This window comes from Flavobacterium sp. CG_23.5 (assembly GCF_017875765.1).
Lineage (GTDB): Bacteria > Bacteroidota > Bacteroidia > Flavobacteriales > Flavobacteriaceae > Flavobacterium.
In genome coordinates, this window is sequence record NZ_JAGGNA010000001.1 from 466,323 (window position 1) to 492,258 (window position 25,936).

The 25,936-nt window shown below is 31.8% G+C and carries 30 protein-coding genes and 1 other RNA gene; 17 read left to right on the top strand and 14 right to left on the bottom strand.

Annotated elements, in window-relative coordinates:
* Positions 1–274: 274 nt before the first annotated feature.
* The 5 genes from H4V97_RS01890 to H4V97_RS01910 all read right to left on the bottom strand — a co-directional run bounded on the left by H4V97_RS01890 (position 275) and on the right by H4V97_RS01910 (position 4,497).
* The gene (locus H4V97_RS01890; RefSeq protein ID WP_196851378.1) at positions 275–649 is read right to left on the bottom strand and encodes a DUF4258 domain-containing protein; all 375 of its coding nucleotides are present in this window, start codon (positions 647–649) and stop codon (positions 275–277) included.
* Positions 650–685: 36 nt separating this feature from the next.
* Positions 686–1,885 carry an alanine dehydrogenase gene (locus H4V97_RS01895; RefSeq protein ID WP_196851379.1) on the bottom strand — a complete coding sequence of 400 codons (1,200 nt, stop codon included), beginning with the start codon at positions 1,883–1,885 and terminating at the stop codon, positions 686–688.
* A gap of 93 nt (positions 1,886–1,978) precedes the next feature.
* Positions 1,979–2,452: a GNAT family N-acetyltransferase gene (locus tag H4V97_RS01900; protein WP_196851380.1), complete on the bottom strand. Its 474-nt coding sequence runs from the start codon at positions 2,450–2,452 to the stop codon at positions 1,979–1,981.
* 11 nt (positions 2,453–2,463) lie between these two features.
* A complete protein-coding gene (tsaE, locus tag H4V97_RS01905; protein WP_196851381.1) occupies positions 2,464–2,871 on the bottom strand; it encodes a tRNA (adenosine(37)-N6)-threonylcarbamoyltransferase complex ATPase subunit type 1 TsaE in 408 nt (135 codons plus the stop codon).
* A 72-nt stretch (positions 2,872–2,943) separates the two neighbouring features.
* Positions 2,944–4,497 carry a bifunctional response regulator/alkaline phosphatase family protein gene (locus H4V97_RS01910; protein WP_196851382.1) on the bottom strand — a complete coding sequence of 518 codons (1,554 nt, stop codon included), beginning with the start codon at positions 4,495–4,497 and terminating at the stop codon, positions 2,944–2,946.
* A gap of 540 nt (positions 4,498–5,037) precedes the next feature.
* On the opposite strand from H4V97_RS01910, the gene H4V97_RS01915 reads away from it, so the two are divergent.
* The 3 genes from H4V97_RS01915 to H4V97_RS01925 all read left to right on the top strand — a co-directional run bounded on the left by H4V97_RS01915 (position 5,038) and on the right by H4V97_RS01925 (position 7,475).
* Positions 5,038–6,393, top strand: coding sequence for a hypothetical protein (locus tag H4V97_RS01915; protein WP_209548763.1), 1,356 nt, complete (start codon positions 5,038–5,040; stop codon positions 6,391–6,393).
* A 337-nt stretch (positions 6,394–6,730) separates the two neighbouring features.
* Positions 6,731–6,898, top strand: coding sequence for a FeoB-associated Cys-rich membrane protein (locus tag H4V97_RS01920; protein ID WP_196850715.1), 168 nt, complete (start codon positions 6,731–6,733; stop codon positions 6,896–6,898).
* 94 nt (positions 6,899–6,992) lie between these two features.
* Positions 6,993–7,475, top strand: coding sequence for a GyrI-like domain-containing protein (locus tag H4V97_RS01925; protein ID WP_196850716.1), 483 nt, complete (start codon positions 6,993–6,995; stop codon positions 7,473–7,475).
* Between the two features lie 592 nt (positions 7,476–8,067).
* On the opposite strand, the gene H4V97_RS01930 is transcribed toward H4V97_RS01925, so the two are convergent.
* From H4V97_RS01930 to H4V97_RS01940, 3 genes are all read right to left on the bottom strand, one after another.
* Complete coding sequence (locus tag H4V97_RS01930) at positions 8,068–9,183, bottom strand: class I SAM-dependent methyltransferase (RefSeq protein WP_196850717.1); 1,116 nt, start codon at positions 9,181–9,183, stop codon at positions 8,068–8,070.
* Positions 9,184–9,278: 95 nt separating this feature from the next.
* Positions 9,279–9,578: a hypothetical protein gene (locus tag H4V97_RS01935; protein WP_196850718.1), complete on the bottom strand. Its 300-nt coding sequence runs from the start codon at positions 9,576–9,578 to the stop codon at positions 9,279–9,281.
* A gap of 44 nt (positions 9,579–9,622) precedes the next feature.
* A complete protein-coding gene (locus H4V97_RS01940) occupies positions 9,623–9,931 on the bottom strand; it encodes a hypothetical protein (RefSeq protein WP_196850719.1) in 309 nt (102 codons plus the stop codon).
* 188 nt (positions 9,932–10,119) lie between these two features.
* On the opposite strand from H4V97_RS01940, the gene rnpB reads away from it, so the two are divergent.
* From rnpB to H4V97_RS01960, 4 genes are all read left to right on the top strand, one after another.
* Positions 10,120–10,449, top strand: an RNA gene (gene rnpB, locus H4V97_RS01945) — RNase P RNA component class A.
* 43 nt (positions 10,450–10,492) lie between these two features.
* The gene (locus tag H4V97_RS01950; RefSeq protein WP_196850720.1) at positions 10,493–10,711 is read left to right on the top strand and encodes a hypothetical protein; all 219 of its coding nucleotides are present in this window, start codon (positions 10,493–10,495) and stop codon (positions 10,709–10,711) included.
* On the top strand, positions 10,711–11,022 hold the full coding sequence (locus H4V97_RS01955; RefSeq protein WP_196850721.1) for a type II toxin-antitoxin system RelE/ParE family toxin: 312 nt from the start codon (positions 10,711–10,713) through the stop codon (positions 11,020–11,022). Before H4V97_RS01950 ends, H4V97_RS01955 begins: the two co-directional genes overlap by 1 nt.
* Before the next feature lie 56 nt (positions 11,023–11,078).
* Positions 11,079–12,011 carry a ketopantoate reductase family protein gene (locus H4V97_RS01960; RefSeq protein ID WP_196850722.1) on the top strand — a complete coding sequence of 311 codons (933 nt, stop codon included), beginning with the start codon at positions 11,079–11,081 and terminating at the stop codon, positions 12,009–12,011.
* Positions 12,012–12,026: 15 nt separating this feature from the next.
* Here H4V97_RS01960 and H4V97_RS01965 read toward each other — a convergent pair whose 3' ends face one another.
* Complete coding sequence (locus H4V97_RS01965; RefSeq protein WP_196850723.1) at positions 12,027–12,617, bottom strand: RsmD family RNA methyltransferase; 591 nt, start codon at positions 12,615–12,617, stop codon at positions 12,027–12,029.
* A complete protein-coding gene (locus H4V97_RS01970) occupies positions 12,614–13,435 on the bottom strand; it encodes a DUF3822 family protein (protein ID WP_196850724.1) in 822 nt (273 codons plus the stop codon). The genes H4V97_RS01965 and H4V97_RS01970 overlap by 4 nt, the downstream gene beginning before the upstream one ends.
* A gap of 153 nt (positions 13,436–13,588) precedes the next feature.
* Between H4V97_RS01970 and H4V97_RS01975 the strand changes: the two genes are divergently transcribed.
* From H4V97_RS01975 to kdsB, 5 genes are all read left to right on the top strand, one after another.
* Positions 13,589–15,010 carry an ATP-dependent RecD-like DNA helicase gene (locus H4V97_RS01975; protein WP_196850725.1) on the top strand — a complete coding sequence of 474 codons (1,422 nt, stop codon included), beginning with the start codon at positions 13,589–13,591 and terminating at the stop codon, positions 15,008–15,010.
* Between the two features lie 12 nt (positions 15,011–15,022).
* Positions 15,023–15,424, top strand: coding sequence for a VOC family protein (locus H4V97_RS01980; RefSeq protein ID WP_196850726.1), 402 nt, complete (start codon positions 15,023–15,025; stop codon positions 15,422–15,424).
* Positions 15,425–15,440: 16 nt separating this feature from the next.
* Complete coding sequence (gene ygiD, locus H4V97_RS01985; protein WP_196850727.1) at positions 15,441–16,271, top strand: 4,5-DOPA dioxygenase extradiol; 831 nt, start codon at positions 15,441–15,443, stop codon at positions 16,269–16,271.
* 72 nt (positions 16,272–16,343) lie between these two features.
* Positions 16,344–16,817, top strand: coding sequence for a hypothetical protein (locus H4V97_RS01990; protein WP_196850728.1), 474 nt, complete (start codon positions 16,344–16,346; stop codon positions 16,815–16,817).
* Positions 16,818–16,865: 48 nt separating this feature from the next.
* Positions 16,866–17,591 (top strand): 3-deoxy-manno-octulosonate cytidylyltransferase, encoded by a 726-nt coding sequence (kdsB, locus tag H4V97_RS01995; protein ID WP_196850729.1) that lies wholly within the window; start codon positions 16,866–16,868, stop codon positions 17,589–17,591.
* A gap of 1 nt (position 17,592) precedes the next feature.
* On the opposite strand, the gene H4V97_RS02000 is transcribed toward kdsB, so the two are convergent.
* Entirely contained in the window at positions 17,593–18,303 is a 711-nt protein-coding gene (locus tag H4V97_RS02000; RefSeq protein WP_196850730.1) for a potassium channel family protein, read from the bottom strand.
* A gap of 118 nt (positions 18,304–18,421) precedes the next feature.
* The gene (locus H4V97_RS02005; RefSeq protein ID WP_196850731.1) at positions 18,422–19,087 is read right to left on the bottom strand and encodes a spermidine synthase; all 666 of its coding nucleotides are present in this window, start codon (positions 19,085–19,087) and stop codon (positions 18,422–18,424) included.
* 64 nt (positions 19,088–19,151) lie between these two features.
* On the opposite strand from H4V97_RS02005, the gene H4V97_RS02010 reads away from it, so the two are divergent.
* Positions 19,152–19,703, top strand: coding sequence for a 1-acyl-sn-glycerol-3-phosphate acyltransferase (locus H4V97_RS02010; RefSeq protein ID WP_196850732.1), 552 nt, complete (start codon positions 19,152–19,154; stop codon positions 19,701–19,703).
* A gap of 45 nt (positions 19,704–19,748) precedes the next feature.
* Here the strand turns inward: H4V97_RS02010 and H4V97_RS02015 are convergent, their stop codons facing one another.
* The gene (locus H4V97_RS02015; protein WP_196850733.1) at positions 19,749–20,225 is read right to left on the bottom strand and encodes a helix-turn-helix domain-containing protein; all 477 of its coding nucleotides are present in this window, start codon (positions 20,223–20,225) and stop codon (positions 19,749–19,751) included.
* 311 nt (positions 20,226–20,536) lie between these two features.
* Between H4V97_RS02015 and H4V97_RS02020 the strand changes: the two genes are divergently transcribed.
* The 4 genes from H4V97_RS02020 to H4V97_RS02035 all read left to right on the top strand — a co-directional run bounded on the left by H4V97_RS02020 (position 20,537) and on the right by H4V97_RS02035 (position 25,458).
* Entirely contained in the window at positions 20,537–21,691 is a 1,155-nt protein-coding gene (locus H4V97_RS02020) for a M14 metallopeptidase family protein (protein WP_196850734.1), read from the top strand.
* Between the two features lie 77 nt (positions 21,692–21,768).
* A complete protein-coding gene (locus tag H4V97_RS02025) occupies positions 21,769–22,248 on the top strand; it encodes an Lrp/AsnC family transcriptional regulator (protein WP_066082003.1) in 480 nt (159 codons plus the stop codon).
* A gap of 97 nt (positions 22,249–22,345) precedes the next feature.
* Positions 22,346–24,931, top strand: a complete 2,586-nt coding sequence (locus H4V97_RS02030; protein ID WP_209548764.1) for a phosphoenolpyruvate carboxylase — start codon at positions 22,346–22,348, stop codon at positions 24,929–24,931.
* An 11-nt stretch (positions 24,932–24,942) separates the two neighbouring features.
* The gene (locus H4V97_RS02035; protein ID WP_209548765.1) at positions 24,943–25,458 is read left to right on the top strand and encodes a DinB family protein; all 516 of its coding nucleotides are present in this window, start codon (positions 24,943–24,945) and stop codon (positions 25,456–25,458) included.
* A gap of 1 nt (position 25,459) precedes the next feature.
* On the opposite strand, the gene H4V97_RS02040 is transcribed toward H4V97_RS02035, so the two are convergent.
* Positions 25,460–25,936, bottom strand: coding sequence for a DNA-deoxyinosine glycosylase (locus tag H4V97_RS02040; protein WP_209548766.1), 477 nt, complete (start codon positions 25,934–25,936; stop codon positions 25,460–25,462).

Here is a 25,936-nt window from a genome sequence, read left to right on the forward strand (position 1 = left end):
GCTCTTTTTTGAGAGGCGTTTCAGCCTCTAAAAAAAAGCGGGAACAAACTGCACGACCTGAAGTTTTTACAAAGGTCACGCCCAAATTCATATACAGTTGGTGGTAGAATTTAACTGTTTATTTTAATTCTACGGGAAACGTCTAAAGTTCTATTTTTTATGCACCATTAAGAGATTAAGAATCATTAAAAAATATTTGAAAGTTCAATATTCTCAATATCTTACTGGTTTAAAAAATATCTAAAAATAGTGTTTTAAATCAATTGCTAGAAAACTATTTCTTTACGATATCCTGCAAAACCGCTTTTTCCGGATAGTTGATTATTTTTAGTGTAATCTGTTGGTTTTTCATCGTTTTTCCATCAATTACATATAATTTACCTTTTTCCATTGGAACATTACTTTGATCAAAATCAACGTCGCCTAATTTCAATGTGTTTTTTATGTCGGTTGTGTCAACCCATTTTTCAGCTAATATTTGGGAAGCTTTATCAGAATAATAAAAAGGTTTATTTCTTAAATCATTCAAAACTCTCGCATTTGGAAAATAGTTGCAGCGAATGTCTCTACCGCTGAAAATAGCAGCTACAAAAAAAAGTCCTAATACTAAACCAACTAAATAATAAGCAAAACGATGTACAAATTTCATGGATTAATTTTTTGGCAAAGGTAAAAGAAAGTTTACTTAAAAAACAATTAAATTGATGTCGTTATTAGGTAAGTCAAACCATTCGCCAATAGCAATGTTTGTTAGAATGCCGTGGTACATATACACTCCGTTTTTCAAACCTTTATTGCATCGAAGGGCACTTTCAATACCGCCATCTTCAGCAATTTGCATTAGATAAGGCGTAATAATATTGCTTATGGAAAGTGAAGCTGTTTTTGAATATCGGGAAGGAATATTGGGCACACAATAATGCAAAACATTGTTTTTAATAAACGTAGGTTTTTCATGAGAGGTAACTTCTGAAGTTTCAAAACAACCACCAGTATCAATGCTTACATCAACAATTACGGCACCATTTTTCATGTGTTCGACCATTGTTTCGGTAACTACAACTGGACAACGATCTTTCCCTCGCATGGCTCCAATGGCAACATCACAGCGTCTCAACGCCTTTAACAATGATTTTGGTTGAATTGTAGAAGTAAAAATTCGCTGGTTTAAATTGTTTTGTAATCGACGTAGTTTAGTAATCGAATTATCAAATACTTTCACACTGGCACCTAAACCTATCGCAGTTTTCGCTGCAAATTCACCGACAGTTCCCGCTCCCAAAATAACAACATCAGTAGGAGGAACGCCTGTAATGTTTCCAAATAATAATCCTTTTCCAAATTCATTGGTAATCATCAATTCGGCTGCAATTAATATAGATGCAGTTCCCGCGATTTCACTTAATGATTTGACTGCTGGGTAGGTTCCGTCTTCATCTTTTATATATTCAAAAGCAAGAGCCGTGATTTTTTTCTTGGTTAAAGCTTCGAAATAGGTTTTTTTTCTGGTTTTCAATTGGATAGCCGAAATTAGAATGGTATCAGGATTCATCATCGCTATTTCGGCAGAAGTCGCTGGTTCTACTTTTAATATCATAGGACAGCTAAAAACTTTCTTGGTGTCATTAGTGATTTCTGCACCAGCATCACAATATTCTTTATCGGAATAACTGGAACTTTGTCCGGCACCAGCTTCAATCATAACACGGTGTCCATGATAAGTAAGCGAATTTACGGCATCAGGAGTAAGGCAAATGCGGCGTTCCTGGTAACTGGTTTCTTTTGGAATTCCAATAAAAAGATCACTTTTTTGTCTTGCTATTTCTAATTTTTCTTCCTGAGGTAATAGCTGCTGCTTTGTAAATGGTGTATGAGTAATTGGCATTAGGTTCTTATATTAGAGGTACAATTTACGTAAAACTTTTAGAAAAGATTGCAATAGTTAATTTTATAAGCAAATTATCTACTAGTACTAAAATTAGTCCATTATTCTTTCCATTTTTATATCGGCTCTTTCATAGATTCCATCTTCTAAATCTATTTCTACAAAACCAAATTTTTCATATAAATGAATGGCCGGCAGTAAACTTCTGTTCGAGTATAAAATAAGTTTTTGAATGTCTTTTTCTTTGGCAACAGCTAAACAATGCTCCATCATTTTTTTTCCTATTCCCAAGCCTTGAATCGTATCTGTAACTGCCATTTTACTCAATTCAAAAGTGTAATCGTTTATTTTAATTAAAGAAACGGTACCTATAATTTGGTTATTGTATTTGGCATAAAATATCATACCGCCTTTATCAATAATTTCAACTTGGGGGTTCGAAAGTACAATTTCGTCTTTAGGCTCCACTTTGAAATATTTCCTCAGCCATTCTAAATTTAGTGTTTTAATATGTTCCTTTAATTCTGTCGTGAAAGGAATAATTTCTACGGTATTTTCTAAATTCATAGTGTTGTAATCTAACTTAATTCTAATGAGCGGTTTCCATCAGCAAGTAACTGAATGGTAATGATTGAATGTGCTTCGGGAATAAGATTTGGAATATTTTCCGCCCATTCAATAAAACACCAATTACCGGAATATAAATAATCATCAATCCCCATATCCATAGCTTCCGTTTCTTTATTCAATCTATAAAAATCAAAATGATAAACCGTTTGATTGTCAATAGTTTGATATTCATTAACTAAAGAGAAAGTTGGACTGCTTGTAGCCTCAGTAACGCCAAGACTTTTACACAATTGTTTGATCAAAGTGGTTTTTCCAAAGCCCATTTCTCCATGAAAAAGAATCACTTTATTCGGTTTTTCGGCTATGATTTTTTGTGCAACGTCTTCGAGTTGATCTAATGAAAAATTGATATTCATTCTTTTATATTTGTTTAAAAGTTTAAAGTTTAAGGTTCTCGCCGAAAACTGAAAACTGAGACTGGAAACTTCCTATTTCGGATTAAAAACTAAGAAAGGAATAATCATTTCTTCCAACGAAATCCCGCCGTGCTGATACGTATTTTTGTAATAACTCACATAATGATTGTAATTATTGACATAGGCCAAAAACAAATCATTTTTTGCAAAAATATAAGAACTACTCATATTTATGGTAGGCAAACCAATATTTTTTGGTTCTTTCACAGCATAAACATCTTTGTGTTCGTAAGTCAAACTGCGTCCTGTTTTGTAACGCAAATTCAAACTGGTATTTTTATCACCCACTACTTTCGATGGATTTTTCACGTTTATAGTTCCGTGATCCGTGGTTAAAATCAATTTGAAACCTAATTTTTGGGCTTGCTGAATGATTTCCAAAAGTGGAGAATTCTTAAACCAACTCAAAGTCAGCGAACGATACGCTTTATCATCGGAGGCAAGTTCTTTGACCACGTCCATTTCTGTTTTGGCATGCGAAAGCATATCGACAAAATTATAAACGATGGTAACCAAATCATTGTCTTTTAACGATCGGAAATTCTCCACCAGCTTTTTACCGCCGGCCAGATTCGTGATTTTAAAATAATCTTCCTTAATATGCAATCCCAAACGTTTCAATTGCGCCGTAAGAAACTCCGCTTCATACAAGTTTTTTCCGCCTTCTTCTGGGTCGTTTTTCCAGTACTGCGGAAACTGTTTTTCCATTTCAAGTGGCGTTAAACCTGAGAAAATAGCGTTTCGTGCATATTGCGTTGCAGTAGGCAGAATGGCATAATATGGCACTTCTTTTTCGAGTTTATAGTAATTAGCCACCACGCTTTCAAAAGTCTTCCATTGATCGTAGCGCAAATTATCAATCACTACAAATAAAACGGGTTTGTCTTTTTTAATGATTTCCGGCACCACTAATTCCCTGAATAAAGTATGCGATTGCACTGGTTTATCCGCTTTTGGAGCAAACCAATCTTCGTAATTGCGTTCTATGAATTTTCCAAATTGCGAATTCGCCTCCGCTTTTTGAGATTCCAAAATTTCAACCATACTTTGGTCGTTGATGTTTTCTAGTTCCAATTCCCAGAAAATCAATTTCTTGTACATCTCAATCCAGTCTTCATAGGAATTGACTTGAGCCATTTCCATCGTAATTTTTCTAAATTCTTTTTGGTAATCTAATGTCGTTTTTTGGGAAATCAACCGGGAATGATCCAAGTTTTTCTTCAAGCTCAACAAAATCTGATTTGGATTCACCGGTTTAATCAAATAATCGGCAATTTTAGAACCTATGGCTTCCTCCATGATGTATTCCTCCTCACTTTTGGTAATCATAATCATAGGAATCGAGGACTTTTTTTCCTTCATCTCCGACAGCGTTTCAAGGCCACTCATTCCAGGCATATTTTCATCCAAAAAAACGATATCAAAATTCTCGTTTTCAAAAATATCAATCGCATCACGACCGTTATTGCAGGTGGTAACACTGTAATTTTTCTTCTCCAAGAACAATATGTGTGGTTTCAAATAATCAATTTCATCGTCAACCCAAAGTATTTTTATCTTATCCATAATTTTTTTAGCAAGTAATATATCAATCAGCCAATTTACTGATTTTTGAGATGCTCAATTGCTAATATTATGATAATTTTTAGTACAATATTGCATTACGATTGCCACATAATAATCCTAATTAGTTGGGCTTGCCCTGCGTGATTGCTTCATCGTTCCTCTTCGCAACTTCACGCCGGTCGGGCTTTTGGCTCAATCTCTTCTCGCCTCAAAAGCGAGACGAGGATACCGCCGCAATCCCTCACGCGCATTCGCAACGACGATTCATTTTTAAGGAGAACTATTCATTTCCCGAATAAAGTTTCAAAATAGGAGGGAATGGTTATCATACCAACTTATTTATTTCTACAAATTAATCTTTTTTGTTAATAAGTAATAAACTAAGTTTAGTAAATAAAATCTTATATTTGAAGTACAATTAAAATTAAAAATCTACTAAAATAAAATGTATTACGCAAGTTTCACTTTATTGACATTAACAATTGCAAATAGATTTGCATCATTAAGGAAATTAAACCAAAATAGAGCATAAATATGTATATGAAAGAAGAAAAGTTAATAGGTTATCAAACAAAAAAAATATTTACACCATCTTCATCTGCAAAATTTACATTTGTCGAAAGAGAAGGGAAAATTAATAATCATTTTGTTGACGCATTGAACACTCCAGGAAAACAAATTGTTTTGTATGGACATTCGGGGTGTGGAAAAACAACATTATTAAAAAATAAAATAAATCAAATTTACGAAAACTCATTCACAACAAGATGTATGGAAGGAATGACTTTTGAAAATATTTTATTAGATGGTTTTGACCAACTTTCGTCGGTTTATACAGAAAAAAGTTCAACTAAAACTTTCAAAATAGCACCAGAATTGAATTTAAGTTATTGTGATATTAAAGCAAGCATAAAATTCGGAGATTATACAAAACAGAAATCTGAAATTCAAAAACATATTCTTCCACCACAACTCACACCTCAAAGATTAGCAAAATTTTATGGTGCGTCAAACTCGTGTTGGGTATTAGAGGACTTTCATAAAATAAAAGGTGTGGATAGAATTAAAACTTCGCAATTAATGAAAGTTTTTATGGATATGTCAGAGGAGTTTGAAAACTTAAAGATTATTGCATTAGGAGCAGTTGGAACTGCAAGACAAGTTATAGAATATGACGTAGAAATGAATAATCGTGTAGCGGAGATATTTATTCCGTACATGAAACCACAAGAGATAGAAAATATTATAAATACAGGTGAAAAACTTTTAAATATAATTTTTTCAAAAGATGTTAAGGCAAAAATAATAAAATATTCTTGCGGTTTACCTGCAATCTGTCATCAACTCTGTTTAAATATTTGCTTCAATAAAAAAATTAATGAAACCGTAAAATCTAAAGTTTCTATTAATCTTGATGATTTGGATGAAGCAATATCAAAATTCGTAGAAGAAAAATCAGATACTTTAAAAGCCGATTTTGATAAATCTATAAAAGTTATTAACGGAGTAAAAATTAATATTCCAAAAATCATTTTAGAAAATTGTTTAGAATTAAATAAAGATGAATTTTCACATTTGGAAATTTTTAACCGAATAAAAAACAACTCAATAAATGAATCAAATTTTACAAAATCTCTTTCAGAATTGTGTTTGCCGATAAGAAGTGAAATATTAATTTATGATGAAAACTCAAATCTTTATAGATTTAATAATTTGTTTTTAAAAGCATATGCTTATTTAAGATTAAAAGAAGAAATAATAAAAAACGAAAATGCTGAATTAGAAAATAAAAATTTAAAAGAAACAAACATAATTAAGAAGTTATTAGATATAATAGAAAATGATATTTATTATCAAATCGAAGATGATGACTCTTTTATAATTGAGGAAATATAATCTAGATAACTCGGATATACTTACGTAACGATTACGAGGAATGGTAGTCAATGCTATCGTTGTGTTTGCATGCAAACCTGAACTTAAGAACCTTTAGTTAAATATAAATACATTATGCAAAAAGAAATAAATAATTTCAGTTCAAGCTTATTTATTTGGCAGTTGTTGATAGTCATTTTAATATTGTTTGTGGCCTTTCTTACTTTTAAGTTTGGAAAAGTACTTTATCGATATTTAAAGAAAAACAGTTAATAACTAAATTTAAATATCATGGTTATCTCAAGGAGATGATTGCCTTAATATTTAATCATTTTATAACTTATTAAAAACAAAGAAAATGGAAACAAATTGGATTATAATCGCTTTAGTTTTGGTTGGAATTATTGTTTTAATTGTGTTTTTGATTAAAAAGAATCAAAAAGATAAAAAAGACGTAACGCAGTTTTTTAATACGGATACCACCATTAAAAAGGAATCTGAACTGGATGAAGACGAGGATTATTGATTGAAATTTCCAACTGCAATCCCAATTTGGGACCTAAATCACCAGATAGTTTAAAAAAAACATAGGAAACGTTACTAAAAAAAAACAAGGTTGAATGAATCCAAGAATAGAAACACTTCCTGAAAAAAAATTAATGGGTCAAAGAATGACGATGTCTTTATCCAACAATAAAACGAGGGAATTATGGCAAAACTTTATGCCGAGGCGCAAAGAAATTCAAAATTATATTGGCACCAATCTCTATTCCATGCAAATATATGATTCGTTGTACTTTAACAATTTTGATCCCAAGACGGAATTTGAAAAATGGGCAACCATTGAAGTCACGGACTTTGATATCGTTCCCGCTGAACTGGAAACTGTTACTGTGCCAAGCGGACTTTATGCTGTTTTCACCCATAAAGGAGATGCTAGCATGGCACCAAAAACCTTTGAATATATTTTTACAAATTGGTTGCCCAATTCAGATTACCTTTTGGATAACAGACCACACTTTGAAATTTTAGGAGAAAAATATAAAAATAATGACCCAACTTCGGAAGAGGAAATTTGGATACCAATCCAATTAAAAAAATAAGTTTTGTCTGTGACTTTTTTACAAAATCATTTGTTAGAATAAAATCTTTTTTAAGTAGTGGAGGAAGCTACATATATGATTTCAATCCTATTGCAATCGTTTTTACTTTCCTCATACTAAGATAATCACAACAATTAGCAGTATCAAACCATAAACTAATAGTAACCCGTTGGGTGTACTAATTAAAAACGTCCGTTCCAGTGTTTTTTGTATGATGAAATGAAACAAAAAATGTATCGAGAATCGTTTTTAACAACAATTTTTCTTGTTCTCGATACAATTTTCTTCCCGAGGCTTCAGGAGAAAATCACTCGAAATGGCAAAAAATTATCATCAAAAACTAATAATACCAAACGGATTAATTTTAATATAAAGGTATTTCTTATTTATACTATTTATAACAATAGGAAGGTTTGTCTTTGGAAAAAATTAGCTTTTCATCACCAAATTCCTTAGCCCAGATAGCAATGGAAATCCTTTTCTTGTCTCGTTTTTTAGAACGAGACAAGAAAAGATTGTAATGGATAGCTGGAAATAGCTCCTAAGAAAATGGCAAATAAAAATTTTGTCGAAATCAGGATGGATACAATTTTCAGCTAAAAATGGTTCGTGAAGAATTTAAAAATTTCATTCCGGAAAGCGGATAATTTGGAACTCCTTTTTGTTGTATTAATACTTTAAATTTCATTCCCATATCAATCAACAATCTATAATTGATGATTGATTCCTGCATTGCCATTGCTAAATTATTTGGATGGTTAGCTAAGACAGTATTTTGATATTCTTTTATGCCAAGATCCAGTAAAAATTGCGCCTGATTCACTAATCCACAAGATTCAAGTCCGTATCGTGAACCCCAAAGCGATAAGGCGGAAAAGTTGATATGTGTGGTGATGTCCTGCGCTCCTATAAACTGATAAGGATTGTCATTTTTATGATGTTTATAATAACACAATAGGGTGCCGCAACTCCTATGCATATTGTATAATTCAGAAGAAGCGGAACCGTAATCTATGGTAATCACATATCCTTTATGTAAGGAATTTGAAATTTTTCTCATCCATTTTCTGCCTTCCAGATTGACTTCTGTGCGAAATCCTATTGGTAATTGTACCTTTAATTCAATAAAATAATCGGTGAGCTCTTTTTTGGCTGGTTTCAAAACTTCTAAAAAATGATCTGTATAATCAACAAAAACTTCCATGAGTTGATCTTGCATTACTACTTGATGCACCGAAAAATTATCAATCAATTCGTTTGACAAAACACAGCCATTAATTACAGGAATTTCTTGAATTGAATTATACCAACTTACTTTTTCAAGCAAATGTTTCTTTTGTATTTCTCGCATGGAAGGACTTTTTTCGATGATACAGTAAGTCAAGCTTTTGTACAACGGAGCATTATGTCGCAAATAATCGAGAATATCATGACATAACAAACCTGTTCCGGCTCCATATTCGACAATCGTAAAAGGTTTTTTTTCTAAATTCAGCCACATTTCTTCCATTTGACGACCTATCATAGCTCCAAATGCCGCAGTCAGATTTGCACTAGTGTAAAAATCGCCTTCCGCTCCAATTTTATCTTTTTTAGAATTATAATATCCCAAATTAGGATAATACAAAGCCATTTCCATAAAATCTCGAAAAGATAATGGACCTTTACTTTGGATGCGTTCAATTATTATTTCGGAAAGTAAAATCATTTTTTAATTAAATTTACTTCAAGTTTAATTTTACTCAATAGGAATATTGAGAACTGCGAAATAAAATTCAGTAGGTAAAAACAGAGAGATTCATTTTACTTATTTCTACCTGCAATATTGAGTTTAATTAGAATTTCGGCAGCTTTACTAGTTGAATTAGCTGCAAAACCGGCGACAAAAACTCCTTTTTTCCCAGATTTTGATTTAATACCAAAAACTATTGATTCATCATCAGGATTTGAATTTCCTTCATAACGGTATATGTGCACAATTTCAAAGCTATGAGGATTTTTTTCTATATCATCTTCGTGAAGGTTAAAATCATATGTAAAACCGTTTTCATTCAGTTCATCTAAGGCTTCGGCTACAGAGGCATAATGATAATTGTTTTTCATAGTTTTTTTAGATTTATTATAGATTTAGTAAATGTTTAAAAGGCCTAAATTTCACATTGTCCGCTATCGTCAATGCATAACTTCGCTAAAATGCGTGCGGCATCACTATCTGAATTTGCTGAAAACCCAGCTACAAAAACACCTTTTTGACCAGATGTTGAATTTATTCCATAAACAACTGCTTCATCTCCGGGATCAGAATCTCCTTCATACCGGTATACATGTTCGATTTGATATTGATGGGGATTTTTTTTAATATCTTCTTCATGCAGATTAAAATCATACGCAAAACCCTTTCCATTAAGTTCGTTTAAGGCTTCAGAAACGGTCGAATAATGGTAGATCGGTTTCATAATTAGATGGATTTAAAATAGTATTTAAAGATAACTAATTTATCTTTAAGTCTTTGTAAAATGGCTGTTAAAGTGAACAATACAATAGCTGCAAATCAATTTCAATTTAAATTTCAAAAAGCAATATAAAATATTTTAAATCTGCAATCATCAATGGTCAATCTTCCATCTAAAATCCCTATTTTTGCGGCACAGACCGCCTTATCGTCGTCTCGTCTTTTGGCACGAGAGGGAGGAAAGTCCGGACACCATAGGGAAGCATAGCGGGTAATACCCGTCGGTTTTGTCTGAAAGGATGAGATTAGGACAAGTGCAACAGAAAGTATGTACAGGTAATGCTGTAGTGAAACCAGGTAAACTCTATGCGGTGAAATATCAAGTATATCAGCATTTAAGGGCTTCTCGTCCGTTGTTGAAGGGTAGATAGCTTGAGTCCCACAGTAATGTGGGATCTAGATAAATGATAAGGGTTCATCTTCGGGTGGATACAGAATCCGGCTTATAGGTCTGTTTTTTTTAAAATATCAAAATATTTTTATAAATTTGATAAAAAATATTGTTATGGATATTCAATCTTCAAAAATAGAATTAGTTAAAAAGATTTTAAATATTGATAATATTGATGTTATTCAAAAAGTGACTGATTTTATAAACAAAGAAAATGCTGATTTTTGGAATGAATTATCATTAGAAGAACAATCAGAAATCAAAAAAGGAATTCAAGATTTAGATAATGGTTTGAGAATTGAATATTCCGAATTTCTAAAAAAGATTTCTTGATGAAAGTTTTTTTATCCGAGCAAGCACAAATTAAACTTTTACAACTCAATGATTATTTATTAGATAAGTGGAATGTAAAAGTAAGAGATAATTTCATATTTGCACTTTCAGAAAAAATTAGTCAAATTTCGACACATCCAAAAAGCTGTATTCAATCGAATGTATTTAATGGAATTTATAAATGTGTTGTTACGAAACAAATTACATTTTATTACAGAATACTTTCGGATACAAATGAAATTGAAATCATAACTTTATTTGATTCAAGACAAAATTCAAAAAAATTAAATAAACAATTAAAGCGAAAGTAAGTTAAATAGTTGACTTATAGATTTGTTTTTGTAATGTTTCGAACACTCTTTTCGCTATGCAAACAAGAATTGGAATTTTAGGAATGGGTGGAGTAGGTGGCTACTTTGGCGGATTATTGGCCAAAGCTTATGCTAAATCTGACTCTATTGAAATCGTATTTATTGCTAGAGGCGAAACTCAAAAAATAATTGCACAAAACGGACTAAAAATTGTTACAGATGAAAATGAAACAACCGTTTTTCCTACTGTAGTTTCTAATGATCCTGACGTAATTGGGAAACTTGATTTTCTTATTTGCGCCACCAAAACCTATGACATTGAAGAGAGCCTTCTCTCTATAAAAAAATGCATCAATAAGAACACGGTTATTCTTCCTCTATATAATGGTGTCGATGCACCAGAACGTATCAGAGACTTATTTCCTGATAATGAAGTTCTGCAAGGCTGTGTTTACATAGTTTCGATGATTGTTTCTTTAGGAGTAATTAAAAAAATAGGAGCGTTCGAAAAACTCTTTTTTGGTTCCAGAACGGCTCCAATTGCTGCATTAAATAAATTGCAAAAGATTTTCAAAAAAGCAGGTATCGAAAGCTATCTGGTTGATGATATCGAAGAAACAGTTTGGGAAAAATTCATTTTTATTTCGGCATTAGCTTCAGCTACTTCCTATTTGAATCAAAATATTGGCGAAATTTTAGAAAGTCAATCAAGTAGAGCAGTGTATGTTTCCTTATTAAATGAAATTACAATGATTGCTGCAGTAAAAGGACTGAATTTACCTCCAGATATTATCATGCAAACCATACTAAAATTAGAAAAAACACCGCATGATGCTACTTCGTCTATGCACAGGGATTTAATGGGAGGACGTAAAATCGAACTGGCCTCTTTGACTGAATTTGTTGTAAATGAAGGTACCAAATATGAAATTGAAACACCAACTTATCAAATGGTATTGGATAAATTGTCAAATGTTTCAACTTCCTAATTAATAATGTAAGGACTATTCTTCCTCGTTTTCGTTTTCCAAGAATTCATCAACTTCTTCTTCACCTTTACCTATTTCGAAGAAACTGAAAATAGAACCACCATAACTTTTCTTGAATGAGAAGTTCATCATGTGATCCAGTTTGGTGTATTTAGAATGTTCAATTACCATCATCCCATCTTGGTTAAGTAATTCTTTTTCGAAAATTAATAACACAATTTTTTCAAATGTGGCTTGGTCCAAAGCATACGGAGGATCTGCAAAAATAATGTCGTAAGACGTTTTGCATCTTTCCAAATAAGTAAAAACATCACTTTTTGTGGCAGCAATATTAAAATCATATTCGGTTGCCACTTGCTTGATGAATTTTACACATCCAAAATCTCCATCTACTGACGTGATTGGCGTACTTCCTCGTGAAGCAAATTCGAAACTGATATTTCCTGTTCCGGCGAATAAATCCAGTATTTTCAATCCTTCAAAACTGAAATGATTATTCAAAACATTAAATAATGCTTCTTTAGACATATCGGTAGTGGGGCGAACGGGAAGACCTTTTGGTGGAAAAATTCTTCTTCCTTTGTATTTTCCTGAAATGATTCTCATGAGTTGAAAAGTATAAAATGATTTCTGTTTTCGGCCTCAGAAAAATAATTGTTCCATCGCAAATCGTTTACGTCAATAAGGGAAACGTTGCGAATGTATTTGTAAGCGATTTTGAAATAGTCGCTTTCAGTATTAATATTCCCGATTAATTCCAACGGAAAATTTTCGGGATTCAAATTCAATTGTTCGGCAGTAAATAATATGTAATAAATAAAATCTTCTGGCGTATTGTAATCGAAAGAATTAAAAAGTAATAGCTTTTGGTTCTGAACCACGACGATTTCAAAATGCCCGGAATTGATGTGTACAAACATTTTTTTGTCATCCTTATTTTTGGAGGCAATCAATAATTTGGATACCAAAATACTATTGGCATGTTTGTAATCGAAAGATCCAAATTGGTCAATAAAAAAATTATTGATATTTACATATGGAATGTAAACCGCATTCATCTGATAATTTGCGATTTCATCAAAAGCATAAAAATCAGTTTTGAAAACCTTAGTATTGTATTGCAAATAACTCCCCAGAAAGTTCTCATCAAAAAGAGCTTCAGGAACAAACGTAGAAAGATTGTTATTATGAATTACCAAAATCTCATCATACGATTCCTTTAATTCCGGATGATTGTTAAAAGCATCGGCAAATAAATCTTCAATTTTTGTCGCTTTATGAAAAGTGTTAAAATTTACTTTATTGAAGGATATAACGGTATCGTTCAGCGTATCAAAACAACAAAAAGAAAGACCAGTCAAGGAAACTTGAATGGAAAGCTTTTTATAGACCTTTTCGGTTATGTTAGTATTTTGTGTTGACATATTTTGATTTATAATCCATTTCTGTATTCGAATTTAGAAAGAATTAAATGAGTTCGCAAACTTACAATTTTTTTTGATTCTAATGTCGAATTATGTGTTTCCCTCGAATTTCATACTTATATTTGAAGTTCATTTTACAGTAATCAATTGCACATGAATTCCTCCCTGTTTTATAGCCTTTTACAAAAAAAATTCCCATTTCGACCCACCTACAAACAGGATATTTTTTTTCAAAAAATAGCCATTTTTTTGACAGAACCTAATAATGATACCATTTTTGTATTAAAAGGATACGCAGGAACCGGAAAAACGACTGTGATTTCTACGATTGTCAATAGTTTATTGGACATCAATAAAAAATATGTTTTGCTGGCTCCAACAGGTCGTGCGGCAAAAGTAATTGCCAATTATTCTAACAAACCCGCTTTTACGATTCATAAAAAAATCTATTTTCCAAAGAAATCCTCCGGAGGTGGAGTTTCATTTACTTTACAGCAAAACAAACATAAAAACACGATTTTTATAGTCGATGAAGCTTCGATGATTTCGGACACGAATTCCGATTCTAAATTGTACGAAAACGGTTCTTTATTGGATGATTTGATTTCGTATGTGTATTCAGGAACTAATTGTAAGATGATTTTATTGGGAGATACGGCTCAATTGCCACCAGTAAATTTAGACATCAGTCCCGCATTGGATATTCGTACTTTGGGAATGAATTACAACAAAGAAGTGGAGCATATCGAACTTGATGAAGTCATGCGACAGGAAGAAAATTCTGGGATTTTGCATAATGCGACAGAACTTCGGGAATTACTGAAAGATTCTTTTATTAGTGAATTCAAGTTTAATGTCAAGAAATTTAAAGATATCGTTCGACTAACTGATGGATACGATATTCAGGATGCGATTAATTCTGCTTACAGCAATTATAGTATCGAAGATACCGCGTTTATTGTTCGTTCGAATAAAAGAGCGAATCAATATAATGAACAAATCAGAACAAAAATCTTAGATAAAGAAAGCGAACTTTCCACAGGCGATTTTTTGATGGTGGTGAAGAACAATTATTTTTGGTTAAAAGATTCTGATGAAGCTGGGTTTATTGCCAACGGTGATATTATTGAAGTGTTGGAAATTTTCAATATCAAAGAATTATACGGTTTTAAGTTTGCCAAAGTAAAAATACGAATGATCGATTATCCGAGTCAGATTCCGTTTGAAACGGTTCTATTATTGGACACTATAAAAAGCGAATCACCTTCGCTCACTTACGAAGAATCGAATAGATTATACCAAGAAGTGTTGAAGGATTATGAAGGCGAAACCAAATACAATCAGTTTCAAAAAGTAAAAGCAAACGAATATTTTAATGGACTTCAAGTTAAATTTTCGTATGCAATAACCTGTCATAAGTCACAAGGTGGTCAATGGAATACGGTTTTTATAGAACAGCCCTATTTGCCAGATGGAATAAATCGAGATTATATTCGCTGGTTGTACACTGCAATGACCAGAGCCAAGAATAAATTATATTTGATAGGGTTTAAGGACGAAAGTTTTGAAGAGTAAATTATATAAATAATGAAACAAAGAATAGCGCATATTGCTTTGGTTGTTGCTGATTATGATGAAGCAATTGCTTTTTATACCCAAAAATTGCATTTTGACTTAATCGAAGATAGCGTTTTAGATAGTGCAAAGCGTTGGGTTTTAGTTGCACCAAAAGGCGCGCTGGGGTTCAGTTTGCTTCTTGCAAAAGCGATAAATGTAGAACAGTTAACTAGAGTAGGTAATCAAACTGGTGGTCGCGTTTTTCTATTTTTAGAAACCGATAATTTTGAAAGAGATTACCAAAATTTATTGGATAATCAGATTGAAATTATTAAAGAGCCAATTGTGGAACCGTACGGAAAAGTCGCTGTTTTTTCTGATATTTATGGTAATCTTTGGGATTTAATAGAAAGAACGGATAATCAAGAATAAACAAATTCTATTCAGCATGAACACCTTAAACGATTTACATAAAATTTCAAGCACTTTTTCGAATACCGAAAAAATGCCTGTTTTATTCCTGGGACACGGAAGTCCGATGAATGCGATTGAGGAAAATCAGTTTGTAACGGGTTTTCGGAACTTAGCCAAAACTTTACCACAACCGAATGCAATTTTGTGTATTTCGGCGCATTGGTTTACTAATGGAACCAAAGTAACCACTATGGAAATGCCCCGAACGATTCATGATTTCGGAGGTTTTCCACAAGCCTTGTTTGATGTTCAATATCCTGCAAAAGGAAGTCCGGAATTAGCCTTAGAAACCAAGGAATTATTGTTGCCAACGGAAGTCGAACTAGACGAACATTGGGGTTTAGATCACGGAGCTTGGAGTGTAATCAAGCATTTATATCCCGAAGCCAATGTTCCTGTAATTCAGTTGAGTATTGATTATACAAAACCGGCGCAATATCATTTTGATTTGGCTAAAAAATTAAGTGCCTTGCGTACCAAAGGAATCCTAATTATTGGCAGCGGGAACATCGTTCATAATTTGGGATTGGTTGATTATCGTAATTTTGACAAAGACAATTACGGTTACGATTGGGCGATTGAAGCCAAAGCAACAATAAATGATTATTTAACAGACGGGAATTTTCAGCCTCTAATTGATTTTGAAAAACAAAGCAAAGCGTTACAACTTGCGATTCCAACGGCAGAACATTATTTACCTTTGATTTATACTTTGGGATTAAAAGGGAAAACCGAAGAACTGAGTTTGTTTAATGATAAATTATTGGGTGGTTCTTTGAGTATGACTTCGGTGAAGATTATGTAGGGTGGTTTTGTGGGAATAAAGCTTATATTTGATTAAAAATTAGGAGAAACAACATTAAAAATAGTGCATTAAATGATGAACAATATCGAAATAAAGGACAAAATTTTAGAGTATAGTTTATCAAAAGGTTTTGGCGAACCTTCTTCTGCATATGAGATTTCAAAGAATCTATTGCCCAACAAATCAGAGGAAGAAATAGAACATATTTTTAAGGAGATGCAAGATCATTCTAATTCTGTTTTGGAATTTATTTTGACAAATGATGCTTCATTAATTATTCCGAATATTAGCACAAAGTTATTTTTGGAAAAAGGCGGTTTTAAAGAACTTGAAAAAACTGAGAGAAATAAAGAGGAAAATCATCTTCAAAAGGAAGAGCTTGAAAATAAACTTGCAATATCTAATATAAAAGCCAACAAACTCAGTAAGAAAATTGCCAAACAAAATATAAAAAATGATAGGCAAAACCAATTATTCACTCGTATTAATATTGGTATTGGACTTATAAATATTGGTTTACTAATTTGGCAAATATTGAAAAAGTAATCTAAGACCAAATTACAAACAATTGTTTCAACAGAAATAAAAAACAAAATGAAAATAATAGCAGTCATACCCGCACGATACGCTTCTACACGATTTCCAGCAAAACTGATACAGGATTTAGGAGGTAAAACCGTGATTTTAAGAACGTACGAAGCCGCCATAAACACGCAATTGTTCGATGATGTTTTTGTGGTGACTGATTCGGATTTGATTTATGATGAAATTGTTTCTAATGGCGGAAAAGCCATTATGAGTATCAAAGAACACGAATCAGGAAGCGACCGCATTGCTGAAGCCGTTGCAAATCTTGACGTTGAAATTGTGGTAAATGTGCAGGGAGATGAACCTTTTATTAATACCGAACCGTTGCTGGAATTGATTGAGATTTTCAGAAAAGATTTGGCAAAAGAGGTAGATTTAGCTTCCTTGATGCGTGAAATCAAAGACGAAGAAGAAATCAATAATCCTAACAATGTAAAAGTAGTGGTGGATCAAAACGGATTTGCATTGTACTTTTCTCGTTCAGTAATTCCGTATCCGAGAGAGAAAAATGTGGGTGTTCGATATTTTCAACATATTGGCATTTATGCTTTTAGAAAACAGGCGTTATTAGATTTTTACAGTTTACCTATGAAATCATTGGAGGCATCCGAAAAACTGGAGCAATTGCGTTATTTGGAATTTGGAAAACGCATCAAAATGGTCGAAACTACTCATGTGGGAATTGGAATTGACACACTAGAAGATTTGCAAAAAGCAAGATTGATGTTGTAAGTTAGTTTTCGTTTTCCTGCTCAAAATACCCTTTTGATTTTATTTTGGTAGAGAAAAAATTTAAAAATAAGACGACAAAAAATAAAAATAACAAGGCTTGAGTGCTGACTAGGAATTTACCTTCGGTAGTTACCGGATAAAAATCGCCATATCCAATAGAGGAAGAAGTTATTATACTAAAATAGACGGCGTCAAACCAATTAATGAAAGGTTTATTCAAATAACTGTCGCAAGAATAAAGTACGGCATAAGCAAAAACAATTTCCATATAATTAAAGAAAAGTAATAACATCGATCTTTTATAGGAACGTGGTTTAGAAAACAAATCAGAAGCAAAAATTAAGGTGGGAATATACAATATTGTTTCTAGCAGTACATAAACTAGTAGGGCAATAAGGAAGTGGTTGTTTTCTACACCGTTTACCAGGATAATTAAAGGAAATACAACTTTTAACAAAACATAAAAATCCACCGCTAAATCCTCGTATTCGATTCCCTTCTTAAAAGCAAAATATTTGATATATATTCCAGGAAAAAGTAATTGAGAGGAGGAAAGAAACAAACGCACCATTTTTTCTATACCATTATCATCTTGATGGTCGTTATTCCAAATCGCTTTAATATTTTGTATTCGCTTCTGAATAGGATTAAACTCGGGTTTTGGAACCTTAGAAATATTTCCTAAGAAAAGTTTTTTTATAATTTTTTTCATTTAATTTTCATTTGGGTAATCCCACTCTAATATACAAAATAATTTACAGAACTATAAAAGGAAAAAGCCATTTCCAGCAGATACTTCGTGAAATTCGGAATGACAAGGTGAGTTTTTATCACACCAGTTTTTCAATTACTATCAATTCATTATGAATTTCAATTCTAGGAATAGTTTTAATTTTGAATTGATGCGCATAAAATTCAGACACATATTTTTTATTTCTTTGATTTTGATTTTCATTCAAAATCATAGTGTTGAAAAGGACGAACCCTTTATTTTTTAAATGAAAACAGATACGATTGATGAAAAACGTTTCAAATAAAAAGTTTGGCATAGTAGTATCCTGAAAAATATCTATAATTATCAAATCGTATTTTTCTTTGGTTTTTAAAACAAATTCAAAAGCATCTTCAATAACAATTTCTAGGTTCTTAATTTCCTCAAGCTTAAAATATTTATTTGCTACTTTGATTATTTCAGGGTCAATTTCGACTCCAGTGATTTGCCCTTCAAATTTAATTTCATCTACCAATGTTTTTATAACGCTTCCGCCGGCAACGCCAAGAATTAAAATTGAATCCATGGCTACAATCTTTTCAAAACCGATTTTTTTTAAACCAATGCGTAAAATACGTTGCAAACTCCCATAGGAATAATTAGCATTTTCCGAATCTAAGACCAACTCACCATTTGCCCAAGTAACTTCAATAGATTTACTTACCGCTGATTTTGCCTGATATATTTTTATAGGAATAAGGTAACTGAAAAGTTTTTTAATCATAAGTGGCAGTTTTCCTCAAAAATAAGATTTAAATTATTTATTTTGTATTAAAATAATTATAAGAATGAAGAAACAATTGTACGAATGGATATTTTTCAGACTTATGGGTTGGAAAATTGAAGGCTCAATAGATCCAGCTATCAAGAAATGTGTAATGATGGTAATGCCTCACACGAGTGCGCACGATTTTTATTTGGGTATTTTTACCAGAGGAATTACAGGTTTAGAGATGAATTGGGTGGGTAAAAAAGAATTATTCCGCTTTCCTTTAGGTTTTTATTTCAGGTACATGGGAGGCGAACCCTTAGATAGAGCGGGAGGGTTAAATAAAGTAGATTCGATCGCAGAAATTTTTAACCGAAGAAGTACATTTCGACTTGCAGTAGCGCCAGAGGGAACTCGTAAAAAAGTAACTGAACTTAAAACTGGATTTTATTATATTGCTTTGAAAGCAAATGTTCCAATAATTCCCGTAGCTTTTGATTTTGGTAAAAAAGAAGTCAATTTTGGTCAACCATTAATTCCCAGCGGAAATATAGAAGCTGATTTAATTATTTTGAAAAATCATTTTATCGGAGTACTTGGTAAAGACGCTGAAAAAGGGTACATGCTGTAAATAGAGTATTTTCTACTCATTCATTGATTTTTTCTCTAGTCTATTTTAATTTGGATTAAAAACTTTAAAAGTTCCATTTTTATAAAAGAATACAATTTTTTCCACTTCGCTTGAAGTGGAATTTATTATAGAATTTTGATTTTCTACTTTTTTTGTTTCCGATGAATTTAAATTTATTGGATGCTGTATTTCCGAAAATAAATTTTCCGGAATTGATTCTTCTTTTGAAGTAGTGGAGCTATTTTGCTTTGAAACGTCCTCCACTTGGTTTTCTCTTTTTTCAACAGCAATAGTATTTTTTGGAAATGTTCCTTTACCATTTAAAATCCAATACAAATCCACTTCTGGAAAAACCTCTAAAATTTTAAGAATAAAATCTAAGCTTGGTTTGTTTCTTCCCGAAAGGAGGTGAGACAAACTAGAACGCTGTACGCCAATTTTATCGGCAAATGACGATGCGTTCAGACTGTAATAATCTAGTATAATTTCTAATCTTTTTATGAAATCCTCTATGTTTACCATTGTAAATTATATTTAAAAGCTATCTATTTACAAATGTAATCAAATCAAATAGAATAACCAAAATTACAAGTGTAAATACATGTTTTTTAGATAAAAAACGTAAAGTTTTAATTTAATTAAAATATCGTAAATTATTGATAATTAAATGTTAGCATTCATATTTATAAGTAAATAACAATTGTTAATAATAACCAATCTAATCAGCCTAATAAAACCAATAAAGATGTTTACATCTCTAAAATATTCCATAACAAAAGTGTTTACAAATGTAAATATAAAGATGTTTACTTTTGTAAATCAAATAATAGGGTATGAATTTAGAAGAGTTATTTATAGAATATAAAGAAGAATCTATTCAAGGTCGTTACCTTTCTTTAGATTCAATTGAACCTTTATTACACAAATTAAACACCAATAACGAACTCAAAATTATTGGTGAATCGGTACTCAAGAAGCCGATTTATACGTATCAAATTGGCGTTGGGAAAACCAGAATTTTTCTTTGGTCACAAATGCATGGAAATGAAAGTACGACAACTAAAGCGCTTTTTGATTTTGTAAGCGTATTGAAAAGTGATTCAGAACTGGCAAAGAAAATGCTGAACGCATTTACTTTTTGCTGTATTCCAATGTTAAATCCTGATGGAGCGAAGTTATATACTCGGGAAAATGCTAATAAAGTAGATTTGAATAGAGATTCTCAAATCCTGTCTCAGCCTGAAAGTAAGTTATTGAGAGCGGTTTTTGAAGAATTCCAACCTCATTACTGCTTTAATCTTCATGATCAGCGAACTATCTTTGGCGTAAGCGATATTGGGATGCCGGCTACATTATCTTTTTTGGCCCCTTCTTATAATGAAGAACGGGAAATAAATGACTCCAGATTGAAGGCGATTAACTTAATTGCTGCGATAAATGAAGTTCTTCAGGAATATTTACCAAATCAGATTGGGCGTTTTGATGATTCGTTTAACATTAATTGCATTGGAGATACCTTTCAATATTTAGGAGTGCCCACTTTATTATTTGAAGCAGGGCATTTTCCAAATGATTATCAGAGAGAAGAAACACGAAAATATGTTTTCATGGCGTTAATTTCCGGATTTATGACACTTTGCGAAAACGTTATAGTTGTTAATGGAATTAACAAATATTTGAATATTCCTCAAAATAAAGTGGTTTTTTATGATTTTATATACAAAAACATCAAGATAAATTATGATGGTAATGAAATAATCACCAATTTTGCAGCACAATACAAAGAGGAATTAATTGAAAATCAGATTAGTTTTAATGCCTACATAACACAAATAGGCAATTTGGAAAATTATTTTGGTCATTTTGAATATGATGCTAACGGAGCGCTATATAGAGATGATCTTGATGACATTCCGAAATTAAATCAAAAAGCTGATTTTTATTTAGATAATAACATAAAATTTGTTAACGGAATGATAAAAAGATAATTTTAGTATCGATTTGTTGTTTTTTATGTATATTTTTATACTTTGTTATAGTGATTATAAATATAAATTAAAGAATTATGAGTAAGTTTCGTTTAGATGAAGTAGATCACCAGATATTAGATATGTTGATAGATAATACAAGAGTTCCATTTACAGATATTGCAAAAAAATTGTTGATTTCTGCGGGAACTGTTCATGTCAGAGTTAAAAAAATGGAAGATGCAGGAATTATTATGGGATCTTCTTTAGTTCTTGATTATGATAAATTAGGGTATTCATTTATCGCCTACGTTGGTGTTTTTCTTAATAATACATCTCAAACGAAGTTTGTTTTAGAAAGAATTAATGAAATTCCTTATGTGACTGTAGCCTCTGTAACAACAGGTAAATTCAACATTTTCTGTAAAATTAGAGCTAAAGATACTAAGCATGCTAAAGATGTAATCTTTATGATTGATGATATTGACGGTGTTTACAGAACGGAGACTATGATTTCGCTTGAAGAAAGTATCAATGATAAGAAGCGGTTAATGCATACTATTTTTAAAAATATGTAATTAATCTTGAATGCTATATTTTAAAATATAACCTCAAGTTAATTCTTGGGGTTTTTTTTATCACAAATTTTTCTATTAAACCAACTACAACTAGATTATGTATACACTACCAAAAATTGAACGTTTCAACCAAGACGTTCTATCAAAATATCACATTTATAACAGTGTTTTTATAACGTTGCCTTTTGATTCTATAGGTAATACAGGTGTTTTACTTCCCTTATTTACAGACATTTGTGACGTCGGTTTTAAAAAACAAGAAACACCAAAAGAAATACTTGATTTTTTTGCGGAAAAATATTTGAATAGCGCTTCTGAAGAAGAAAAAATTGATTTAATGTTTCGTTTTATTCAATATATCGAGCGTCAAATTGTTTTATTTGATGCCATTGAAGATGCCGCTTTTCCTGTCGTAAACAATATGGAAGGAAGGGGGTCTTTGAGAGATATTAAAGAAAAATTAGATGATAAAGACAAAGAGGATGAGTTGATTCATTTTTTAGAAAACTTCAATGTAAGAACGGTTTTAACTGCGCATCCAACTCAGTTTTATCCTGGAGCAGTTTTGGGTATTATCAATGATTTAACGGATGCTATTCGACAAAATAACTTGTTTGATATTAAGCAATTATTAGCTCAGTTAGGCAAAACTCCTTTTATTAAGAACGAAAAACCGAATCCTTTTGATGAAGCGGTCAGCTTGATTTGGTATCTTGAAAATGTATTTTATCAAACTTCTGGAGAAATGGTGCAATACCTTCAAAAGAATATTTTTGAAGGAAAATCAATTAATAACCCATTAATTAAACTTGGATTTTGGCCAGGTGGTGATCGTGATGGTAATCCATTTGTAACTACCGAGATTACTTTGAAAGTCGCGGAGCGTTTGAGAACTTCAATATTAAAATGCTATTATATTGAAATTAGAAATTTAAAAAGAAAACTAACTTTCTCAGGTGTAGATATTTTGGTTTCCGAACTTGAATATAAACTTTATAGGTCTGTTTTTTATTCCCGAGGTGAAATTTATCTTACTTTGAATGAATTTAAAGCACAATTAAATAAAATAAAACAGATTATAATAGATCAACATCAATCATTATACTTAGATGAAGTTGATGCGCTTCTTATTAAAGTGAATTTGTTTGGTTTTCATTTTGCTTCTTTAGACATTCGCCAAAACAGTAAAATTCACGATAGTGTTTTTGAAGATGTTGTAAAATATTTTTTACAATCCAATTCGTCTGTTTTTCCTGAAAATTATTTTGATTTAAAGGAAGAAGAAAAGTTTGTTGTGTTGTCTAATACAACAGCTAATCTTGATCCTACTGTATTTGAAAATGAAATTACTAAATCTACTATCGAATCTATTCAAGCGATAAAAACGATACAGGAGCAAAATGGTGAATACGGTGCTAATCGCTATATAATTAGTAATAATGAAAGCGCACTTAATGTAATGGAAACTTTGGCGCTTTTCCGATTGAGTAATTGGGAAAATCCATCGGTTGATATTATTCCGCTTTTTGAATCAGTTGATGATTTGCAAAATGCACATGCCATAATGGAGAAATTGTATACTAATCCTGCTTACTCGGAGCATTTGGCAAATAGATCGATGAAGCAAACAATCATGCTTGGTTTTTCTGATGGTACAAAAGATGGTGGGTATTTAATGGCTAATTGGAGTATTTACAAAGCCAAAGAAGAGCTGACTGAAATTTCGAGAAAATATGGTGTAAAAGCTATATTCTTCGATGGACGTGGCGGCCCTCCAGCTCGTGGAGGCGGAAAAACGCATAAATTTTATGCTTCACTAGGTCCTAATATAGAAAATAACGAGATTCAAATTACCGTTCAAGGACAAACGATAAGTTCAAATTTTGGAACTTTGGATTCGTGTAGATATAACCTCGAGAATTTATTAAGCGCCGGTGTTACGAATCAGGTTTTTAATAAAGGTCAAAATGAATTGACAATTAATGAAAAAGATATTTTAGATAAATTAGCTGGTTTAGGCTATGAGAAATATTTAAGTTTCAAGAATCACCCTAAATTTATTCCATATTTGGAACAAATGAGTACTTTAAAATATTATGCTAAAACAAATATAGGAAGCCGACCTTCAAAACGAAGTAAATCTGAAAGTTTAGATTTTGCTGATTTGCGTGCAATTCCTTTTGTAGGATCTTGGAGTCAGCTAAAACAGAACGTGCCTGGTTTTTTTGGAGTGGGAACTGCGTTGAAGTATTTTGAAGAAACCAATCAATGGGATAAAGTACAAGATTTATATGACAACTCGTTATTTTTTAAAACGCTGCTTGAAAACAGTATGATGTCATTGGCTAAATCATTTTTCCCATTGACTGCTTACATGAAAAAAGATCCTGAATTTGGGGAGTTTTGGCAGATTATCTATGATGAATTTTTAGAAAGCAAAAGGTTATTATTGAAAATAGCGGGTCATAAAGAGCTCATGGAAAATTATCCTGATGGTAAAGCTTCAATAGCGATAAGAGAGCGTATTGTATTGCCATTGTTGACAATACAACAATATGCTTTATTGAAAATTAATGAACTTAATAAGGACAAAAACCCTGATGAGAATTTAATAAAAGTGTATGAGAAAATTGTTACACGTTCACTTTTTGGAAATACTAATGCAAGTCGAAATTCAGCCTAAAAATAAAAAATATGAATTCAAATCAATTGCCAGTAAACGAATATGCCAAATTTTATTCTCCATATATTAACGCTTTACAAAATGTAGAATTGATAGAAGAGTTAGAAATTTGCTTACATGATTTCATCAGATTTGTACAAAACATCCCTATGGACAAATTTGATTTTCGTTATGCCGAAGGAAAATGGACTATTAAAGATATTATTCAGCACCTAATTGACGCTGAAAGAGTTTTTAGTTATCGTGCGATGAGAATTTCTCGAAATGACAAAACGCCTTTACAGGGTTTTGAAGAGAATGATTATGTTGAAAATACAAATGCTAATGGTAGAAGCATTCAGGATTTATTGATGGAGCTTTCTGCGGTAAGACAATCTACCTTATTACTTTTTAAAAGTTTTTCAGAAGAACAGTTGGGAAGAATAGGAGTTGCATCTAATGCGGAGGTTTCCGTACGTGCGATTGGTTTTATTATCATTGGACATCAAAAACATCATCAAAAAGTTTTTCAAGAAAGATATTTATAATTTAGTCTAAAAATGCAGACCAAATTTTCAATTTATTTTCAAAAGACATTGTATTAGCAGGACTGGTTGAAGGCATTACATAATAAGTAATGCCTTCTATTTGTCCAAATTTTTTCAAAAAAAATCTATGACTTTCTTTTCCGTTGAAAACTATTTTTTTTATTAATGGAAACTCTCTCAATAAAGCGTCAAAATCATTTTCTTTTTGATTTTTAATATGAATGTCCAAACTTCCTTTTCTTTCACAATTTTCCAGTACGTCCCATATTCCAATTTTATTAGTTTGTAGCAGTTCTATTTTTTCTTCGAAAATTGGCGAAATTGTTGAATTACTTAAAAGCGTATAGATTATTTTCCAAAAATGATTTCTTGGGTGTGCATAATATTCTTGCTTGGTTAGTGATGCGACTCCAGGCATAGTTCCCAAAATTAAAATTTCAGTCGAAGAATTTACAAAAGCAGGGAACGAGTTTATCAT

Excerpts from the sequence above, each read along its gene's own strand:
- H4V97_RS01895 (WP_196851379.1), bottom strand. The coding sequence starts at position 1,885 with ATGCCAATTACTCATACACCATTTACAAAGCAGCAGCTATTACCTCAG.
- H4V97_RS01940 (WP_196850719.1), bottom strand. The coding sequence starts at position 9,931 with ATGAAACCGATCTACCATTATTCGACCGTTTCTGAAGCCTTAAACGAA.
- H4V97_RS01965 (WP_196850723.1), bottom strand. The coding sequence starts at position 12,617 with ATGAGAATCATTTCAGGAAAATACAAAGGAAGAAGAATTTTTCCACCA.
- H4V97_RS01915 (WP_209548763.1), top strand. The coding sequence starts at position 5,038 with ATGAAAGAAGAAAAGTTAATAGGTTATCAAACAAAAAAAATATTTACA.
- tsaE (WP_196851381.1), bottom strand. The coding sequence starts at position 2,871 with ATGAATATCAATTTTTCATTAGATCAACTCGAAGACGTTGCACAAAAA.
- H4V97_RS02010 (WP_196850732.1), top strand. The coding sequence starts at position 19,152 with ATGAAGAAACAATTGTACGAATGGATATTTTTCAGACTTATGGGTTGG.
- H4V97_RS02030 (WP_209548764.1), top strand. The coding sequence starts at position 22,346 with ATGTATACACTACCAAAAATTGAACGTTTCAACCAAGACGTTCTATCA.
- H4V97_RS02040 (WP_209548766.1), bottom strand. The coding sequence starts at position 25,936 with ATGATAAACTCGTTCCCTGCTTTTGTAAATTCTTCGACTGAAATTTTA.
- H4V97_RS01955 (WP_196850721.1), top strand. The coding sequence starts at position 10,711 with ATGAAAGTTTTTTTATCCGAGCAAGCACAAATTAAACTTTTACAACTC.
- kdsB (WP_196850729.1), top strand. The coding sequence starts at position 16,866 with ATGAAAATAATAGCAGTCATACCCGCACGATACGCTTCTACACGATTT.
- H4V97_RS01930 (WP_196850717.1), bottom strand. The coding sequence starts at position 9,183 with ATGATTTTACTTTCCGAAATAATAATTGAACGCATCCAAAGTAAAGGT.
- H4V97_RS02015 (WP_196850733.1), bottom strand. The coding sequence starts at position 20,225 with ATGGTAAACATAGAGGATTTCATAAAAAGATTAGAAATTATACTAGAT.
- H4V97_RS01990 (WP_196850728.1), top strand. The coding sequence starts at position 16,344 with ATGATGAACAATATCGAAATAAAGGACAAAATTTTAGAGTATAGTTTA.
- H4V97_RS01910 (WP_196851382.1), bottom strand. The coding sequence starts at position 4,497 with ATGGATAAGATAAAAATACTTTGGGTTGACGATGAAATTGATTATTTG.
- ygiD (WP_196850727.1), top strand. The coding sequence starts at position 15,441 with ATGAACACCTTAAACGATTTACATAAAATTTCAAGCACTTTTTCGAAT.
- H4V97_RS01950 (WP_196850720.1), top strand. The coding sequence starts at position 10,493 with ATGGATATTCAATCTTCAAAAATAGAATTAGTTAAAAAGATTTTAAAT.
- H4V97_RS01900 (WP_196851380.1), bottom strand. The coding sequence starts at position 2,452 with ATGAATTTAGAAAATACCGTAGAAATTATTCCTTTCACGACAGAATTA.
- H4V97_RS01960 (WP_196850722.1), top strand. The coding sequence starts at position 11,079 with ATGCAAACAAGAATTGGAATTTTAGGAATGGGTGGAGTAGGTGGCTAC.
- H4V97_RS01970 (WP_196850724.1), bottom strand. The coding sequence starts at position 13,435 with ATGTCAACACAAAATACTAACATAACCGAAAAGGTCTATAAAAAGCTT.
- H4V97_RS02025 (WP_066082003.1), top strand. The coding sequence starts at position 21,769 with ATGAGTAAGTTTCGTTTAGATGAAGTAGATCACCAGATATTAGATATG.
- H4V97_RS01920 (WP_196850715.1), top strand. The coding sequence starts at position 6,731 with ATGGAAACAAATTGGATTATAATCGCTTTAGTTTTGGTTGGAATTATT.
- H4V97_RS02005 (WP_196850731.1), bottom strand. The coding sequence starts at position 19,087 with ATGATTAAAAAACTTTTCAGTTACCTTATTCCTATAAAAATATATCAG.
- H4V97_RS01935 (WP_196850718.1), bottom strand. The coding sequence starts at position 9,578 with ATGAAAAACAATTATCATTATGCCTCTGTAGCCGAAGCCTTAGATGAA.
- H4V97_RS02000 (WP_196850730.1), bottom strand. The coding sequence starts at position 18,303 with ATGAAAAAAATTATAAAAAAACTTTTCTTAGGAAATATTTCTAAGGTT.
- H4V97_RS01975 (WP_196850725.1), top strand. The coding sequence starts at position 13,589 with ATGAATTCCTCCCTGTTTTATAGCCTTTTACAAAAAAAATTCCCATTT.
- H4V97_RS02035 (WP_209548765.1), top strand. The coding sequence starts at position 24,943 with ATGAATTCAAATCAATTGCCAGTAAACGAATATGCCAAATTTTATTCT.
- H4V97_RS01890 (WP_196851378.1), bottom strand. The coding sequence starts at position 649 with ATGAAATTTGTACATCGTTTTGCTTATTATTTAGTTGGTTTAGTATTA.
- H4V97_RS01925 (WP_196850716.1), top strand. The coding sequence starts at position 6,993 with ATGAATCCAAGAATAGAAACACTTCCTGAAAAAAAATTAATGGGTCAA.
- H4V97_RS02020 (WP_196850734.1), top strand. The coding sequence starts at position 20,537 with ATGAATTTAGAAGAGTTATTTATAGAATATAAAGAAGAATCTATTCAA.
- H4V97_RS01980 (WP_196850726.1), top strand. The coding sequence starts at position 15,023 with ATGAAACAAAGAATAGCGCATATTGCTTTGGTTGTTGCTGATTATGAT.